This is a genomic window from Halovalidus salilacus (assembly GCF_031852275.1).
GTDB classification, from domain to species: domain Archaea; phylum Halobacteriota; class Halobacteria; order Halobacteriales; family Natrialbaceae; genus Halovalidus; species Halovalidus salilacus.
In genome coordinates, this window is the sequence record NZ_CP134700.1 from 900,044 (window position 1) to 917,030 (window position 16,987).

A 16,987-nucleotide genomic window follows, 5' to 3' on the forward strand; every position below is an offset into this window, starting at 1 on the left:
GTCACCCACAGTCGGATCCGCTCAGTCGGAGGCAAGCCCCTCCCGTTCGCGCAGGTCCGCCCTCCGGACCTTGCCCGTGGTCGTCTTCGGCAGCTCCTCGAGGAACTCGATCTCCCGGGGGTACTCGTACTGGGCCAGCCGCTCGCGGACGTGCTCTTGCAGGGTCGACTCGAGGGCGTCGGGATCGGCGTCGACGCCCTTCGCGAGGACGACGTACGCTTTGGGAACCTCGCTGCGCTCGTCGTCCGGGACGCCGATCACGGCGGCGTCGGCGACGGCCTCGTGCTGGGCGAGGCTCTCCTCGACCTCCTCGGGTCCGATGCGGTAGCCGGCGCTGATGATCACGTCGTCCGTCCGGCTCTTGAACGTGAAGTAGCCGTCCTCGTCGACGGTCCCGAGGTCCTCGGTGAGCAGCCAGCCGTTTCGGATCTTCCGGTCGGTCTTCCCGGGTTTGTTGAGGTACTCCGTGAAGCAGACCGGGTCGCCGTCGTAGCGGACGGCGATCTCGCCGATCTCCCCGGGTTCGTCGATCGGTTCGGGATCGGCGGCGTCGGGATCGACGATCCGCACGTCGTGTCCCGGGCCGGCCAGCCCCATCTTCCCCTCGCGGAACTCGGCGAGGGCGGTGCAGTCGCCGACGAGCAGGTTCGCCTCGGTCTGTCCGTACCCCTCGTGGACGGCCGCGCCGTCGAACGTCTCGCCCGCCCAGTCGGCGATGCTCTGGCCGAGCGATTCGCCGCCACTGGGGATCACCCGGACCGTGTCGACGTCGTACCGCTCGGCGGGGTCGTCGACCTGCATCATCATCCGCAGGGCCGTCGGCGGCGCGAAGACGTTCGTCACGTCGTAGCGCTCCAGCAGTTCGAACGCCGCCTCGGGGTCGAACGAGCCGCCGTCGTAGGCGAGGATCGTCTTCCCGTAGTACAGCCCCGGGAAGACGACGTCGAACAGCGACGCGACCCACGCCCACGCCGCCGGCGTGAAGTAGACGTCGTCCTCGCCGAGTTCCATGTTGCAGAACGTGGTGACGAACAGCGGGAGGTGACCCAGCAGGACCCGGTGGGCGTGCAGGACGCCCTTCGGATCCCCGGTCGTGCCGCTGGTGTATATGATGATGGCGTCGTCCTCGGCGTCGGTGTCGACCGTCTCGAACGACGCGTCGGCGTCGTCGACGACGTCCCAGAACGCCCGCTCACCCGCCTCCTCGCGCGGGTCGACGTCGCCCACCGTCAGCGCGGTCTCGAGCGAGGGCACCTCGTCGCGGGCCTCCCGGAGCGCGTCGAGGTTCGACTCGTCGACGACGCAGACGCGCGACTCGCTGTCGTCGAGGCGGTAGGCGAGCGCGTCGGGGCCGAACAGCGTCGAGAGCGGGACGGAGACGGCCCCGAGCTTCCAGGCGGCGACGTGGGCGAACAGGTTCTCCGGCGCCTGGGGGACGTTGACGCCGATGCGGTCGCCACGTTCGACGCCCAGGTCGGCGAGGGCGTTCGCCAGCCGGTTCGTTGCCCCGTGAAACTCGCCGTAGGTGTAGGTCTCGCGTTCGCCCCGGTCGTTCTCGGCGTACAGCGCGATCCGGTCGCCCGCCGACTCGGCCCAGCGGTCGCAGACGTACGCCGCCATGTTGAACCGCACCGGGACCTCCCACTCGAATTCCTCGCGGAGCTCCTCGTAGTCGTTCCACTCGTCCTCGTAGAAGTGATACGCCTCGAGTCTGTCTGTCGTGGCCATGATTACTTGATCGCGATGGGATTGACCGGCGAGCCGGTTCCGTGGACGATCTTCAGCGGCGATCCCACGTAGAGGAAGTCGTACTTGCCGTCCTCGGCGCAGTCAGCCGCGAGTTCGTCGAGCCGGTTGATCTCGTTGAACGCGACGCCCTGGTCGCGCAGGAGCGCCCCGTGGAGGGGCAACACGGTCTCGGTCTCGTCGGAGACGGTCTGCTCGTTGGCGATCGTGTCGGTCCCGAACGCGGGGATCTCCGTCTCGTGGAACCACTCGACGAGCTCGTCGGAGTAGGTGATCCCCGGCTCGTCGAACTCGTCGCCGTAGAACGCGTCGGCGCCCTCCTCGTAGAACAGCTCGATCCACCCCGTTCGGATGATGGGGATGTCCCGCTCCCGCAACTCGACCCCCTGGGACTCCGCGCACTCGAGCAGTTCCTCGAGTTCGATCCGCTCGCCGTGGACCAGCCAGTCTTCGCCCCGGTGGCGCGCGACGTCGAGCAGGACGCCGCGACCGACGACGCCGTGGTCGGCCATCGGTTCGATGCTGCACTTCTCCATGCCGCCTTTGGTCGTCTGGGCGTCGAACCCGTTGTACAGCTGATCGTCGTACCAGACGTGGCCCAGCGCGTCGAACTGGGTCGTCCCCTGGAGGAACATGTAGATGACGTCGTCGGCGTACTCGAGCCCGCCGGCCTCGGGCATCTCGAACTTGCCGGACTCGAAGTGGCCCTTGTCGAGTTCCATGTAGTGGTCGGCGCCCGACCGGCCCGGCCACACCGGGTCGCCCTCGGGGCGGCCGATCGGCACCCCGAGCGTGAACGTCTTTCCGTGCTCGACGGCCCGTACCCCCCGAAGCACCTCCTCTTCCGTCAGGTAGTTCAGCGCGCCGATCTCGTCGTTCTCACCCCACTTCCCCCAGTTGTTCGGTGCGTCCTCGAGTATCCTCGAAATATCTTCGGCCATTGGTGGCACCTAGCACGGCAACGATTGCAGAAATAAGCGTTCGGGTGGCCCGCAGCCGACGTTTCGGATTCACCGCGTTCGGGTCGAGGGTCCGGGCGTAGGTCAGGCGATGACGCCGGTCGTCTTCGCGACCGCTCGAGCGGCGCGCTCGCTCATGCCGTCGCCGAGGATGGTGTACCGGTTACGGACCTCGTGGCAGGTCGTCAGCGCCTCGATCACGGTCTCGTCGTCGATGCCGAGTTCGGCGGCCGTGGTCGGGGCGTCGATGCTCTCGAGGGCGTCGCGGATCTCTTGCCAGATGCCCCGGTCTCCGCCGTGGAGGTAGGCGGTCATTATCGAGCCGACGCCGACCTGGTGGCCGTGTAACGCCGCCCCCGGCTCGAGCCGGTCGAGCTGGTGGGAAAAGAGGTGCTCGGCGCCGCTGGCGGGCCGGGAGGAGCCGGCGATGCTCATCGCCACGCCCGAGGAGACGAGCGCCTTGGTGACGACCCAGGCCGACTCCTCGAGGCCGGGTCTGACCATCTCGGCGTTGTCGACCAGGATCTCGGCGGTCATCTCCGAGAGGGCGGCGGCGTACTCGGAGTACTCGACGTTCTTCAGTCGGTTGGCGAGGCGCCAGTCCATCACGGCCGTGTAGTTCGAGATGATGTCGGCACAGCCCGCGGTGGTCAGCTCCCAGGGGGCGTTCGCGAGTATTTCGGTGTCGGCGACGACCGCCAGCGGCGGTTCGGCGGCGACGCTGTGTCGGGTGTCCCCGTCGGGAACGGACGCCCGCCCGGAGACGATGCCGTCGTGACTGGCGGCCGTCGGCACGGAGACGAAGCCGCGGTCGACCTCCTCGGCGGCGAGCTTGGCGATGTCGATGGCCGTTCCCCCGCCGACGCCGACGAGGAACCCGGGTTCGATCTCTCGCGCCAGGTCGATCACCGCCTGGATCGACTCGAAACTGGCGGACTCGACCTCGATGAGTTCGGGTTCGGCCCCTCGCGCTTCGAACTCCGCGGCGATCGGATCGGCGGCCAGCTTCCGCGGCGTCGGACTCGTGACGATCAGCGGCCGACCGTGCAGGTGGAGCTCCGTGACCGCGTCCACCGCCTTCCCGAGGACGCCGTGGCCGACGACGACGTTCCGGGGCAGGCGGATCCACGTCGACTTCTCGAACATACCCGACTCCACTCACTCGCGGGACATACGTGTTTTTCCTCGGCGGGGTTTCGGAACGGCCGAAATGAATGCTCGAGGCACCGCCATCTCGGTAGCCCGCTGAGCCGCGGTGACGGCGCGTACCTCGAGTCGGGGGTAAGTGAAGACCGAACAGTAAAAACTCGAGGCGAGTCAGGGCGATCGACCCCCTCGGAAAGCGTCGTCCGCGACAATTCCGTTATTACTCGGATTCGTCCTTCATCTTCTTCTTTTTCTCCTTTTTCTTCTCGTCATCGTCGTCACGGTCTCCGTCATCATCGTCATCGTCTCCGCCGTCGTCACCGTCTCCATCGTCTCCGCCGTCGTCACCGTCTCCATCGTCTCCGTCGTCGTCATCGTCGTCATCATCGTCATCGTCGTCATCATCTCCATCGTCTCCGTCGTCTCCATCGTCTCCGTCGTCTCCATCGTCTCCATCGTCTCCATCGTCTCCATCGTCTCCATCGTCTCCATCGTCTCCGCCGTTATCGCCGTCGCCATCGTCGCCACCGTCGTCATCGTCTCCGCCGTCGTCACCGTTCCCGCCATCACCGTCATCGCCGTCACCGTTTTCACCACCGTTACCGTCGTCCGAGTCGCCACAGAAGCGTATGTTGGAGATTCCAGCTTGTGAACTACTTCCACCGGCAGCCAGTTCCGTCGATATCTCACCCGACGTTTCACCGTCCGAGTAATCGCTGTCCTCACAGTCCGATCCGCCGTAGACGCGAACGTGAAACACGAGGCAGTTTTCGTCGGGAACCTCCCACTCGAATTCGTACGCTTCGCACGAACCGTCTTCGTCTTCCGACTCGGTGACCGTCACCGTGATGTCACAGTCGCCGTCCACCTGCTCGACCGAACAACCGTCGAATTCGTGGACCGCTATCAACTCACCCCCCGGACACTCGTACTGTCCCGGCGGTCCGCACTCGCTTCCTCCGTTTTCCTGACGCGTCTCCTGCGCCGTGCCGAGACAGCCGCCCAGTGCCCCGACGGTTGCACCGCTGGCGGCCAAAACTGCCCGCCTCGAAGTCGGTTTCTCCATAGAACGTCGTCATTCTCCCCACAATTTGTTAACTAGTTGCTGAAATGAGGGTCTCGAACGCTACCGATCCTCATCACTTCGAGCGTTCGACGTCCGTCCGAAATGGTGCGACCTACTGGCCCCAGTCTCGAAAGTAATGACGGACTCGAGTTTTCGCATCGAAAACGCTCGTGTACGTCGATTAGGATTCCGCTAGTGGACGGACCGAATTCGTAAGGGGGTACAACGACCCCGATATCGGTGCTGTTCGGTTTCGGTGCCGGCTTCGATCTTCGATATCGAGGGCCCCTACGTTCGATTCGGTTCGATCGCTCCCACCGAGCGTCGGCGACCGTCCCACCGCCGTCACTGCCGTCGAGCGCGCGGTCGAACGAGCGCTGCCGTCACATCGTCTCGAGTACGCCAAGCACTCGCTCTTCGGCCTCCCGATCTGGACCGTGGTCGCTCCCGTCGCGGTCGTGCTCGAGGTGGTGCTCGACCGTGCGGGCCATCGCCTCCTCGAGCGGCGTCGACTCCCAGCCCAGATCGGCGAGTTTCGCGGTCGACAGGACGTGGGGATACTCCCGGTAGAGGACGTAATCGTCGGGCGAGAGGCCGCCCACCTCGAGTTCGTGGGGGCCAACGTGGACGACCTGGACCTCGGTCGCTCTCGGTTCGCTCCGCTCACCGCTCGCGCTTTCCGTGGCGCGTGGCGCCACGCGATCAAGCGCGTCGGCGATAAGGTCGACCATCTCCTCGAGCGTGACGATCCGTCTATCGGCGACGTTGTACGCCTCGCCCGGGTCGCCGCGCTCGGCGACGATCCGGAGGGCGCTCGCGACGTCCTCGACGTAGACGCGGTGGTGGATGTTGGTGCCGTCGCCGGGGACGAGCACCCGTTCGAACCGATCGACCCGGTCGATCCAGAAGTCCAGTCGCTCCGTGTAGTCGTGGGGGCCGTAGACGATCGGCGGGCGGACGACCGTCGCGTTCACGCCCCGGTCGGCCGCGGCGAAGACCGCCCGGTCGCCCTCGGCCTTGCGGTTCCCGTAGGTGTCCATCGAATCGTCCCGGGCCTGCTCGGTCGTACAGGGCTCGAGGGGCGTCTCGTCCGCGCGCTTGGGGATCTCCTCTCGACCGTAGGCGGCGCCGCTCGAGACGTAGACGTAGGCGTCGACGTCCGCGAAGATCTCCGTCGCGGCGCGGACGTCCCGGGGGTAGTAGGCGACGCAGTCGAAGACGGCGTCGGGATCGACCGTCGCCGCGACCGCCTCGAGCGCCGAGTCGTTCGTCCGATCGCCCTCGACGTGCTCGACGCGGTCATCCTCGGCGAAGGGGTTTTCGCGGTTCCCGCGGGTAAATATCGTCACGTCGTAGTCGTGTGCGAGCAACTCCTCGACCAGGTGGCGGCCGATGAACCGAGTGCCGCCGATGACGAGCGCCGTGTCCATGGTTCGTCCTCGCCGGACGAACGGAAAACCGTGACGGACCCGTGAGAACCGTGACGGGCCCGCGAGTGGCGTCTCGCCCACCGATCGACGACCGATCGGGCTCCGACCGGTCGCCGGTCGGCCCGACGAACAGTCACCGCGATCGCACACGGGTTCTTTTTCGGCGTGCGTCGTAGACCGGTCCGACATGTCGTCACAGCAACAGCGGCCGACGGACGCGCCGACGGGACAGCGATTTCTCTGCGACTACTGCGGCTATCCGATCCCGAACGACGTCAAAGAGCCCGAGGAGGACGAGGGGAAGTTCTGCTCGGAGGCCTGCCTCGAGGCCGGCGAGGAGGGCGAGTCGATGCCCGAACCGGAGGCGTACAAGCGCGTCGTGACGGGCGTCGAACCGCTCGACTCGCTGGTCCGCAACGGCCTGCCGACCGACGCGTTCGTCCTCCTCTCGGGCGAGGAGGGAACCCGCCGCGAGGAACTGCTGGCCGAACTCGCCTGGCGCGCGCTCGAGCGGGGCGAACCCGCCGTCGTCGTCAGCTACACCAACCCGCCGACGGCCACCCTCGAGCGCTTCTTCGAGAACGGGTGGAACGTCCTCCCCGCGCTCGAGAACGACCGGCTTCGCGTGCTCGACTGCTTCACGAGTCGGCTCGACGACCCTGACGCCTACGGGGAGGCGGAAAACGAGTGGAAGGAGTTCGTCGGCGAGGCGGCCGGGGACGCCCTCGTCAACGTCGACGATTCGACCGACCCGGGGACGGTCGTGAGCGAACTGGAGGACGCGCTCGAGGACCTCGAGATGACCGAGACGGGGATCGTGACGATCGACTCGGTCGACGCCCTCGAGACCGAACTCGAGGAGGGGTCGCTCCGCGAGTTCGCGACGACCGTCCGGGCGAGGGTCTGTAAGGCGAGGTACGTCCCGATCGTCGGCGGCGCGATGGCGTTCGCCGACGAGCGCGGGCGGGGGATCGAACCGCGGTCGGCGATCGGCCGGCGTCCGTTCGAGGTCGACGGGATCGTCGACCTCCGACTCGCCGACCACCTCGCCCCGGAGACGCGACTTCGGCAAATGAGCGTGCGGAAGCTGGTCGGCGCCCAGTTCTCCCCCCAGTGGACGACCTACGATCACGCGCCCGGCCGCGGACTCTACACCTTCGAGCCGTCGACCGAGCGCCGCCCCGAGGGACGGCTCCTGGGTTCCGAAACCGGGTGATCACGGTCGGGGGAGTCGATCGTCGTCCGTCGTAATCGATAGTTATCGGCGAGGCTTCGAACGGTCCGACCGGGAAGTCGCGTCTCAGTCGGATCTCGAGTACGGCGGCACGTCGAGCGTACGAAGAGCAGCGCCGTATCGGCCAGCGGGAGGACCGGACAGGCGGGGACTGCAGGGGCCGGAACAACACCGTCGGGAGGGGTCCCAGGAGCGAACCCGATACGAGTCGGAGGGCGGGGAACGCAGCGGTCCCCGGCGACGCGGCCAGCAACTCCACCAGGGCGAGGTGGGTGGCGGTCGCTCCGAGTCGTATCAGGGTGGACGCGGCGAACGGGGCCCGCCGAGGTACGGCCACACCGGGGAACGCGAGGGTGACCGAACCGAACGCGAACGGTAACCGACGCGCTCCCGATCACCGCCGTCTCCGAACCCTAAACCGCCGCCTCTTTTACCGACGCGCCCGCCACCCTCGAGCGTGAACGCCGTCGGCACCTACGTCCTGCTGATCGACGTCCCTCGGGCGATCGACGTCGAGGTCGGTGCCCTGGGGACACTGGCATTCTCGGCCGGCGCTTACGCCTACGTCGGCAGCGCCTTCGGCCCCGGCGGATTGAAGCGGATCGACCGCCACCGCGAACTCGCCCTGGGCGAGCGCGACGTGCGCCACTGGCACGTCGATTACCTGCTGGGCCACCCCGAGACGACCCTCGAGCGGGTGTTCGTCTTTCCCGAAGAGGATCGCGAGTGCGAACTCGCGGGGACGCTCCCCGGCGATCCCGTTCGGCCGTTCGGGGCGTCGGACTGCGACTGCCCGGCCCACCTCCTCGTGACGGAGCAGGCGTCGATTCTCGATGCGATCGAAGCCGCGGGCGGTTCGCCGGCCGACGCGGATCGGCCCGCCGACTGACGCCCGTTCCTCCTCGGAGGTGAGTCGCGTGAAACGCGAGGCTCGGTTTTACACTCCCCCCGCGCGTCGCATTCGCATGGTCGAACTCTCAGACGACGCCATGGAGCGGTTTCCGGTACCGGACCTCGAAGACCTCCCCGACGACCTGCGGGAGCGGATCGAGGGGGAGACGGAGCGGGCCGGGTTCACGCCGAACGTGTTCGCGGCGTTCGCCTACGAGCCGTCGCACTTCCGGGCGTTTTTCGCGTTCCACGACGCCCTCGTCGAGGACAGCGCGCTCGAGCGCGAGGAGATCGAGATGATCGTCGTCGCCGTCTCGGGGATCAACCATTGCTACTACTGCAACGTCGCCCACGGCGCGCTCGTCAGGATCTACGCGGAGGACCCGACGCTCGCCGATCAACTGATCGCCAACTACCGGACGGCGGACGTCAGCGACGCCCGTCGCACGATGCTCGACGTGGCCGTGAAACTCACCGAGCGGCCCACAGAGGTCGGGCGGGAGGACCTCGAGGCGCTCCGCGAGGCGGGGTTCAGCGAGAAGGCGATCTGGGAGATCGGCGCCGTGACGGCCTACTACAACATGAGCAACCGGATGGCGACGTTCGCCGAGATGCGGCCGAACGACGAGTTCCACGCGCTCGGGCGCGAGTAGCTCCGTGCGAACCCGTTCCCGTGCGGCGAACCGTCGCGGCGGGTCGAGTGTCACCGTCGTCGCGCGAAACGCCGTCGCGATCGGCAATCGCCGACCCTCTCGACCCCCTGGCTCAAAGGTGCTGTGAAACCTACACCGGCACATGTCAGACCCCGCTTCGGTGACGGGCGTGGAAATGAGCGACGACGCGGTGCGATCTGTTCTTGAGACGAACGATCACGGCGTGTTGAGCATGGCCGCCGGGAATCGGGGCTACGGCGTTCCTATGTCGTACGGTTTCGACGAGGCCGACGGACGGCTGATCGTTGGCTTCGTGAATCCGCCGGAGAGCAAAAAGCGGCGGTTCGCCGGGGAAACCGAGGAGGTGACGCTCACCGTCTACGACTGGGAGGACGTCGATTCCTGGGTGAGCGTGATCGCCACGGGAACGATCCGTCGACTCGACGGGGCCGACGTCACCGGCCGAGTGCTCCCCTTGTTCTTCCGCCGGGAGGACGAGGAGACGGGTGACGACCGCCTGGTGGACCTCGACGAGTCCGAACGCGAGTGGTACGAACTCGATATCGACGACCTCTCCGGGCGGTCTAGCGAGTAACGTTCGACGATCGAGACCGGTGAGCTTGCGACGTTCGATCGCCGCTCGGACTGGTATCGGTTCGACGCGATGCGACGGTCGAGCGGGGCCAAACCCTGGCGAAACGGAGTGGCAAAGCCGAGATCAGTCGTCGCTCGCCGCGTAACTCGCGGACTCGGCCTCGGCGGGCGTCTCGGGCGACTCCGGCAGTTCGGCGCGGACGTCGTCCCGGCCGTCCTCCGTGATCGCCGCGTGGTAGGCGTCGGGCATGACCTTCACGAACGCATCGAGCGCGCGCTCCCAGTTCTCGAGCAGCAGTTGCCCGCGCTCGGAGCCGGTGTAGGCGACGTGGTTCTCGACGAGTCGGCGGAGCATGGCCTCGTCCTCCTCCTCGAGGTCGTCGTGGAGGGAAACCATGTCGACGTTGGCGCGGACCTCGAACTCGTCGTCGGGGTCGTAGACGTAGGCGACGCCGCCGGACATGCCCGCGGCGAAGTTCTTGCCCGTCTCGCCGAGCACGGCGACGACGCCGCCGGTCATGTACTCGCAGCCGTGGTCGCCGACGCCCTCGACGACGGTCTTGGCGCCGGAGTTGCGGACGGCGAAGCGCTCGCCGGCGACGCCGTTGACGTAGCACTCGCCGCCGGTGGCGCCGTAGAGGGCGACGTTTCCGATGGCGATGTTCTCGGTCGGGTCGTAGGCCGCGTCCTCGGGCGTGCGGACCGTGAGCTTCCCGCCCGAGAGGCCCTTGCCGACGTAGTCGTTGCCGCTGCCGGTGAGGTGAAGCGAGACGCCGCTGGCGAGGAACGCGCCGAAGCTCTGCCCGGCGGTCCCCTCGAGGTCGACGGTGACCGTGTCCTCGGGGAGGCCGGGTTCGCCGTACCGGCTGGTGACGCGGTTCGAGAGCATCGCGCCGACCGCGCGGTCGACGTTGGTTATCTCGGTCGCCAGCGCGACCGGCGTCTTCTCCTCGATGGCCTCCCGCGCCTCCTCGACGAGCGTCCGGTCGAGTTGCTCGTCGAGTTCGTGATCCTGTTCGCGGACCTTCCGGCGGACGTCGCCTTCGGGGTCGGCGAGCACCGCCGAGAGATCGACGTTGCGGGCCTTCGGGTGGTCGACGTCCTCGCGCTGTCGCAGGACGTCGACGCGGCCGATCATCTCGTCGACGGTCCGGAAGCCGAGTTCGGCCATGAGCTCGCGCAGCTCCTGCGCGATGAATGTCATGAAGTTGATGACGTGGTCGGGTTCGCCGGGGAAGCGCTTCCGGAGGTCCTCGCGCTGGGTGGCGACGCCGACCGGACAGGTGTTCTTGTGACACTGGCGGGCCATCACGCAGCCCTCGGCGACGAGGCTCGCGGTGCCGAAGATGTACTCCTCGGCGCCGAGCAACGCGGCGACGGCGACGTCGCGTCCGGTCATCAGCCCGCCGTCGGTCGAGACGCGGATGCGGTCGCGCAGGCCGGTCGCACGGAGCAACTGGTTGGCCTCCGCGAGGCCGAGTTCCCACGGAAGCCCGGCGTGCTTGATCGACGTCCGGGGGGAGGCGCCGGTGCCGCCGGAGTGGCCCGAAATGTGGACCACGTCGGCGTTGGCCTTGGCGACGCCGGCGGCGATGGTGCCGATGCCGGCCTCGGAGACCAGTTTGACGTTGACGTCCGCCTCCTCGTTCGCCGCCTTAAGGTCGAAGATCAGCTGCTTGAGGTCCTCGATCGAGTAGATGTCGTGCAGCGGCGGCGGCGAGATGAGTCCGACGCCCGGCGTCGACTTGCGGACGTGGGCGATCATCTCGTTGACCTTCTCGCCGGGGAGGTGGCCGCCCTCGCCGGGCTTGCTCCCCTGGGCCATCTTGATCTGGAGTTCGTCCGCCGAGGAGAGGTACGTCGAGGTGACGCCGAACCGGCCGGAGGCCACCTGCTTGACGTTACACTCCCGCTCGGTGCCGAAGCGCTCGGGCGGTTCGCCCCCCTCGCCCGAGTTGGACTTCCCGCCGATGCGGTTCATCGCGATCGAGTTGTTCTCGTGGGCCTCCGGCGAGAGCGATCCGAGGCTCATCGCGGCCGTCGAGAACCGCTCGACGACGTCCGCGACCGGTTCGACCTCCTCGAGCGGCACCGGATCGCGGTCGGAGTCGAACTCGAGCAAGCCGCGGAGGGTCTGGAGGGTCTCGTTCTGGTCGTTGATCAGTTCGGCGAACTCCTTGTAGCGGTCGTAGTCGCCCGACCGGACCGCCTGCTGGAGCGCGCCGACGGTCTGGGGGTTCCACTGGTGGAAGATCCCCTGTTTGCGGTGGTTGAACTCGCCGGTGCGCTCGAGTTCCGTCTCGTCGTCGGAGCCGTGGGCGTGGTGGTGGCGCTCGCGGACGTCGGCTTCGATCTCGAGGAGGCCGATGCCCTCCGTACGGTTCTCGGTGCCCTCGAAGTACTCGTCGACGACGTCGGAGTCGAGACCGACGGCCTCGAAGATCTGAGCGCCCTGGTAGCTCTCGACGGTCGAGATGCCCATCTTCGCCATGATCTTGAGCAGGCCGTCCTCGACCGCGCCGACGTAGGCGTCGACGGCGACCTCGGTGTCCGCCCCGTCGGGACCGGCGGTGACGTCCTCGATCGTCTGGTAGGCGAGGTAGGGGTTGACCGCGCCGGCGCCGTAGCCGACGAGGGTCGCGAAGTGGTGGACGGTGCGCGGGTCGGCCGACTCGACGACGAGGCCGACGTGGTTGCGAAGCCCGTTGCGCACGAGGTGGTGGTGAACCGCGCCCGTCGCGAGCAGGCTGGGGATCGCGAGTCGATCCTCGCCGACGTTCCGGTCGGAGAGGACGATCACGTCGTTTCCGGCCTCGATCTCCTCGACGGTCTCCCTGCGGACGCGCTCGACGGCGGCCTTCAGGTCGTCGCCGGGTTCGTCGTGCTCGGGCTCGTAGGTGATGTCGACGGTCGCGGCGGTGATGCCGTTGGCGCCGCAGTCGCGGATCGCCGCGAGTTCGGCGTCGGTCAGGATCGGCGAGTCGAGCACGAGTTGGCGGGCGTGTGCGGGCGACTCGTCGAGCAAGTTGCGCTGGAAGCCCAGTCGGCTCTCGAGGGAGGTGACGAGCTCCTCGCGGATGTAGTCGAGCGGCGGGTTGGTGACCTGGGCGAACAGTTGCTTGAAGTACGAGAAGAGCGGCCGGTTGAACTCGGTGAGGACCGACAGCGGCGTGTCGTCGCCCATCGAGCCGACGGGATCTTTCCCCTTCTGAATCATCGGCTCGATCATGTTGTTGAGTTCGTCCTGGGTGTAGCCGAAGGAGGCCTGCGCCTTCCGAATATCGGGGACGTGCTCCCGCGGCGTCCGGTCGTCGGTCGGGACGATGTCGTCGAGGTGAACCTGCTCTTCTGCGACCCACTCGCCGTAGCGGTCGTCGACGAGGTCGTCGAAGACCTCCTCGTCGGGGATGACCCGCCCCTCCTCGGGGTCGGCGAGGAACAGTTGGCCGGGTTTGAGGCGGCCGCGCTCGGCGATCTCGTCCGGATCGGGCTCGAGCGCTCCGGCCTCGCTCGCCACGATCAGGCGGTTGTCGGTGGTGACGTCGTACCGGCAGGGCCGGAGGCCGTTGCGGTCGAGCACGGCGCCGACGCGCTCGCCGTCGGTCGCGGCGACGAGGGCGGGGCCGTCCCACGGTTCGACGAGCGAGGCGTGGAAGTCGTACCAGTCCTTTCGCGCTTGATCCATCGACTCGTCGCCGCGCCATGCCTCGGGGACGAGCATCCGCAGGGCGTGGGCGAGGTCCCGGCCGTCCTGCATGAGCAGCTCGAGGGCGTTGTCGACGCTCGCGGTGTCGGACTGATCGGGGTCGTTTATGATCGGCTTGACCGCCTCGAGATCTTCGAGAACGTCGCTCTCGAGGTCGGTCTCGCGGGCGCGCATCCAGTTGATGTTGCCCTGGATCGTGTTGAACTCGCCGTTATGGACGATGTTGCGGTACGGATGGGCGAGGTGCCAGGCGCCGAGCGTGTTGGTCGAGAAACGCTCGTGGACCATCACGAACGTCGACTCGACGCGCTCGTCGGCGAGGTCGGGGTAGTAAGACTCGACCTGTTCGCCCTTGAGAAGTCCCTTGTAGACGATCGTCTTCGAGTCGAGCGAGCAGACGTAGAAGCGGTCGGAGGCTCGTCGAGCGCGTTGTTCGACGGCGTTCTCGAGGGCCCGCCGGGCCACGTAGAGCCGCCGGTCGAAGTCGTCGTCGGAGAGGTCCCCCTCGGCGGGGGCGACGGCGACCTGCCAGACGTCGGGTTCCGACTCGAGGGCCGTCTTTCCGAGCCCGTCGTCGTTCGTCGGCACGTCGCGCCACTCGAGGGTCTCGAGGTCGTAGGTCGAGAAGGTCTCCTCGGCGAGGGCGGCGAGTTCCTCGCGCGCGTCGTCGTTCCGCGGGAAGAAGATCGAGCCGACGGCGTAGGTTTCGGGAAGATCCGCGTCGAGAACCTCTCGGAAGAACGAGTCGGGCGTCTGCAGCATGATCCCCGCGCCGTCGCCGGTGTTCTTCTCCGCGCCGGTCGTGCCGCGGTGCTCGAGGTTGACGAGAAGTTCGAGTCCGTCGGCGACGACGTCGTGGCCTCCCTCTCCGTCGAGGTCCATTACGACGCCGACGCCGCAGTTCGACCGCTCGTCCTCGGGGTCGGCGAGCCCCCGCGAACGCTCGGTAGTTGACGCTCTGTGTGGCTGTGGCATGTCGGGGTACTCTGGCGTCGTACCATAAGAGGCTACTCCATAATGGCTAAGGGTATTATTAACACATATAATTGGATCTAAGGTGTATATGGCTAATGTGCAACGCGCCAACCGTTGAGGGCTCGTCCGCTGCGGTGAGGATGACCTTCGGACCAATTCGTCGATCGAGAGCACGCGCTCCGTCGCGGGTAGAACGCCGCAACGGGCCCGAGCCGGGCGGACTCGGGCGGGTTATCCCCCCTCGTTTCGGGGCCGTCGCGGCGAGAATGTCAGAGGCACGTAGTGTCCACCGGCAGTGAACACCACAGTCTGTTGTTAGCCGCCTACTGATAAGCCGGTTTCCCCTAAAGGATTAGGGCGACCGCGGTTTGCTGACGGCAGCCGGGGGTGGCAAACGGGCGCAGGCCGTCGATTTCCGGCCGCCAACCGGGGTCGACGGTCCACCGTCGTTCCGCACGCGCTCCTGACGGTGGTCGCTTCACGTTCGACCGATCCACACCGAAAACGAGGCGACTCGCGTCGAAGCGCTCGAGTATCCGACTCGAATCGGGTCAGTACGACTTCGCGAAGTACGCTACTTCCTCGGCGGGTTCGCCACAGACGCCGCATTCGTCGCGGTCCGGTCGCTCGACCTCGCCGGGGGTCGAACCGCCCTCCTCCGCCAGGGGCTGCATCACGATTTCGGCCGCGATCTTCTCCTTGATCGCCTCCTCGCAGGCCTCGTCGCCGCACCAGGCCGTCTTCACGTAGCCGCCGTGTTTGCCGATCGTTCCGAGGATCTCCTCCGGGCTGTAGGCCTCGCGGACGTTCTCCTCGAGGTTCTCCGCCGCCGCGTCGTACAGCTTCCCGTAGATCGTCTCGAGGTGTTCGTCGACCGTCTCGACGATCCCGTCTCGGTCCTCGACGCGCTTCTCGCCGTCCGGTCGGTGGGCCAGCGTGACCTCCTCGTCCTCGACCTCGTTGGGGCCGATCTCGAGGCGCAACGGGACGCCGTTGAGTTCGTGTTCGTTGAACTTGAAGCCGGGGTTGCGCTCGTCGCGGTCGTCGAGTTCGACGCGGATCCCCGCTTCCTCGAGGTCGTCGACGATCCCCTCGGCGTACTCGAGGACCGCTTCCCGGGTGTCGGCCTGCCAGATTGGGACGACGACGACCTGGGTCGGTGCGATGGTCGGCGGGAGGACGAGCCCCTGGTCGTCGGAGTGGGTCATGATGAGCGCGCCGAGGGCCCGCCAGGAGAGGCCCCAGGAGGTGGTGTAGGCCGTCTGTTCTTCCTCCGCCTCGTCGACGAAGGTGATGTCGAACGCCTCGGCGAACGACTGGCCGAGGTGGTGACTCGTCGCCCCCTGGACGGACTTGCCGTCGGGCATGAGCGCCTCGACGGTCGTCGTCGTGTCCGCGCCGGGGAACTTGTCGTGTTCGGGCTTCTTGCCCCGGAGCACCGGGATCGCGAGCACGTCCTCGTAGACGCGCTCGTACTGGTCGAGGCGTGTCCAGACCTCCGCCCACGCCTCCTCGTCGGTCTCGTGGGCGGTGTGGCCCTCCTGCCACATGAACTCCTTCGTCCGGAAGAACGGCTTCGTCTCGGTCGCCTCCCACCGCACGACCGAGCACCACTGGTTCACCCGCAGCGGGAGGTCGCGGTGGCTCCGGGTCCACTGGGCCATGAACGGCGCGATGATCGACTCGCTGGTGGGCCGAACGGCGAGGCGCTCCTCGAGCTCCTCGTGGCCGCCGTGGGTGACCCAGGCGACCTCGGGGTCGAACCCCTCGACGATGTCCTTCTCCCGCTCGAGGAAGCTCTCGGGGATGAACAGCGGGAAGTAGACGTTGTCGACGCCGGTCTCCTTGAACCAGCCGTCGAGGGCGTCCTGGATCGCCTCCCAGAGGGCGTACCCGCGGGGCTTCGTGACGATGAACCCGCCCATGGGCGCGTAGTCCGCCAGCCCCGCCTTCCGGACGACCTCGGCGTACCACTCGCCGGGTTTGTGCGATTTCGACTCGGTGATCCCGAGCTCCTGACTCTCGTCGCTCATTGGTCGACAGTCAGGCAGCGCGGCCTTAAATCGTGCGAAGGCCGGACGCTCGTCGGTGCTTCGTCGCGGGATCGCGTACCGCTGTCGACGGCACGTCGACGGGTGCAACGACGTTTCCGTCGCCGCTCCCCGACGAACGACGCGATTGATGGCGAGCAGCAACAGCGGTATCGCCGAGACGAACGCGTAGTAGGCGATCCCCGCCGCCGGGAACGTGAGATTCCGATCCCTCGCGAGGGCGACGACGGAACCGACTGTCGACGTAGTCGTCGTAGGCGACCGTCCTGTTCAACCCACTGGTGGCAATTGCAACCGGTTCGGTCGGCCTTCAGACGACGATTCGACGACCGATCCCTCGATCGTATCCGGTTCTTCACAACCTCCATATCGTCCGCTCGAGCGTCTGCGTCGACCGCTCGAGTGGACACCTCGAAATGCCGAAACGGGTCTCGTTCGGGCCACAGCCGGCGGAGTCGAGACGACCGCGTTACCGTCGCCCTCGGCCCAGTGTAGCGCCCTCGCTTCCAGCGTATCGGGTACGTGCGGTGATCGAC

General features: G+C 67.2%; 11 protein-coding genes. 4 read left to right on the forward strand and 7 right to left on the reverse strand.

Annotated features, from left to right (window positions below):
* Positions 1 to 21: 21 nt before the first annotated feature.
* The 5 genes from RJT68_RS04415 to RJT68_RS04435 form a co-directional block, all read right to left on the reverse strand.
* Positions 22 to 1,728, reverse strand: a complete 1,707-nt coding sequence (locus tag RJT68_RS04415; RefSeq protein WP_407039161.1) for an acyl-CoA synthetase — start codon at positions 1,726 to 1,728, stop codon at positions 22 to 24.
* A 2-nt stretch (positions 1,729 to 1,730) separates the two neighbouring features.
* Positions 1,731 to 2,687 carry a cyclase family protein gene (locus RJT68_RS04420; RefSeq protein ID WP_407039162.1) on the reverse strand — a complete coding sequence of 319 codons (957 nt, stop codon included), beginning with the start codon at positions 2,685 to 2,687 and terminating at the stop codon, positions 1,731 to 1,733.
* Positions 2,688 to 2,789: 102 nt separating this feature from the next.
* Positions 2,790 to 3,851, reverse strand: a complete 1,062-nt coding sequence (locus tag RJT68_RS04425) for an NAD(P)-dependent glycerol-1-phosphate dehydrogenase (protein ID WP_407039163.1) — start codon at positions 3,849 to 3,851, stop codon at positions 2,790 to 2,792.
* Between the two features lie 237 nt (positions 3,852 to 4,088).
* Entirely contained in the window at positions 4,089 to 4,514 is a 426-nt protein-coding gene (locus RJT68_RS04430) for a hypothetical protein (RefSeq protein ID WP_407039164.1), read from the reverse strand.
* A gap of 786 nt (positions 4,515 to 5,300) precedes the next feature.
* Positions 5,301 to 6,347 carry an NAD-dependent epimerase/dehydratase family protein gene (locus RJT68_RS04435; RefSeq protein ID WP_407039165.1) on the reverse strand — a complete coding sequence of 349 codons (1,047 nt, stop codon included), beginning with the start codon at positions 6,345 to 6,347 and terminating at the stop codon, positions 5,301 to 5,303.
* 187 nt (positions 6,348 to 6,534) lie between these two features.
* Between RJT68_RS04435 and RJT68_RS04440 the strand changes: the two genes are divergently transcribed.
* The 4 genes from RJT68_RS04440 to RJT68_RS04455 all read left to right on the forward strand — a co-directional run bounded on the left by RJT68_RS04440 (position 6,535) and on the right by RJT68_RS04455 (position 9,720).
* Complete coding sequence (locus RJT68_RS04440) at positions 6,535 to 7,563, forward strand: RAD55 family ATPase (protein ID WP_407039166.1); 1,029 nt, start codon at positions 6,535 to 6,537, stop codon at positions 7,561 to 7,563.
* A gap of 475 nt (positions 7,564 to 8,038) precedes the next feature.
* Positions 8,039 to 8,470, forward strand: a complete 432-nt coding sequence (locus RJT68_RS04445) for a GIY-YIG nuclease family protein (protein WP_407039167.1) — start codon at positions 8,039 to 8,041, stop codon at positions 8,468 to 8,470.
* A 76-nt stretch (positions 8,471 to 8,546) separates the two neighbouring features.
* Entirely contained in the window at positions 8,547 to 9,125 is a 579-nt protein-coding gene (locus RJT68_RS04450) for a peroxidase-related enzyme (protein WP_407039168.1), read from the forward strand.
* A 175-nt stretch (positions 9,126 to 9,300) separates the two neighbouring features.
* A complete protein-coding gene (locus RJT68_RS04455) occupies positions 9,301 to 9,720 on the forward strand; it encodes a pyridoxamine 5'-phosphate oxidase family protein (RefSeq protein WP_407039169.1) in 420 nt (139 codons plus the stop codon).
* A 123-nt stretch (positions 9,721 to 9,843) separates the two neighbouring features.
* On the opposite strand, the gene gltB is transcribed toward RJT68_RS04455, so the two are convergent.
* Entirely contained in the window at positions 9,844 to 14,400 is a 4,557-nt protein-coding gene (gene gltB / locus RJT68_RS04460; protein WP_407039170.1) for a glutamate synthase large subunit, read from the reverse strand.
* 551 nt (positions 14,401 to 14,951) lie between these two features.
* Complete coding sequence (proS, locus tag RJT68_RS04465; RefSeq protein ID WP_407039171.1) at positions 14,952 to 16,433, reverse strand: proline--tRNA ligase; 1,482 nt, start codon at positions 16,431 to 16,433, stop codon at positions 14,952 to 14,954.
* Positions 16,434 to 16,987: the final 554 nt, after the last annotated feature.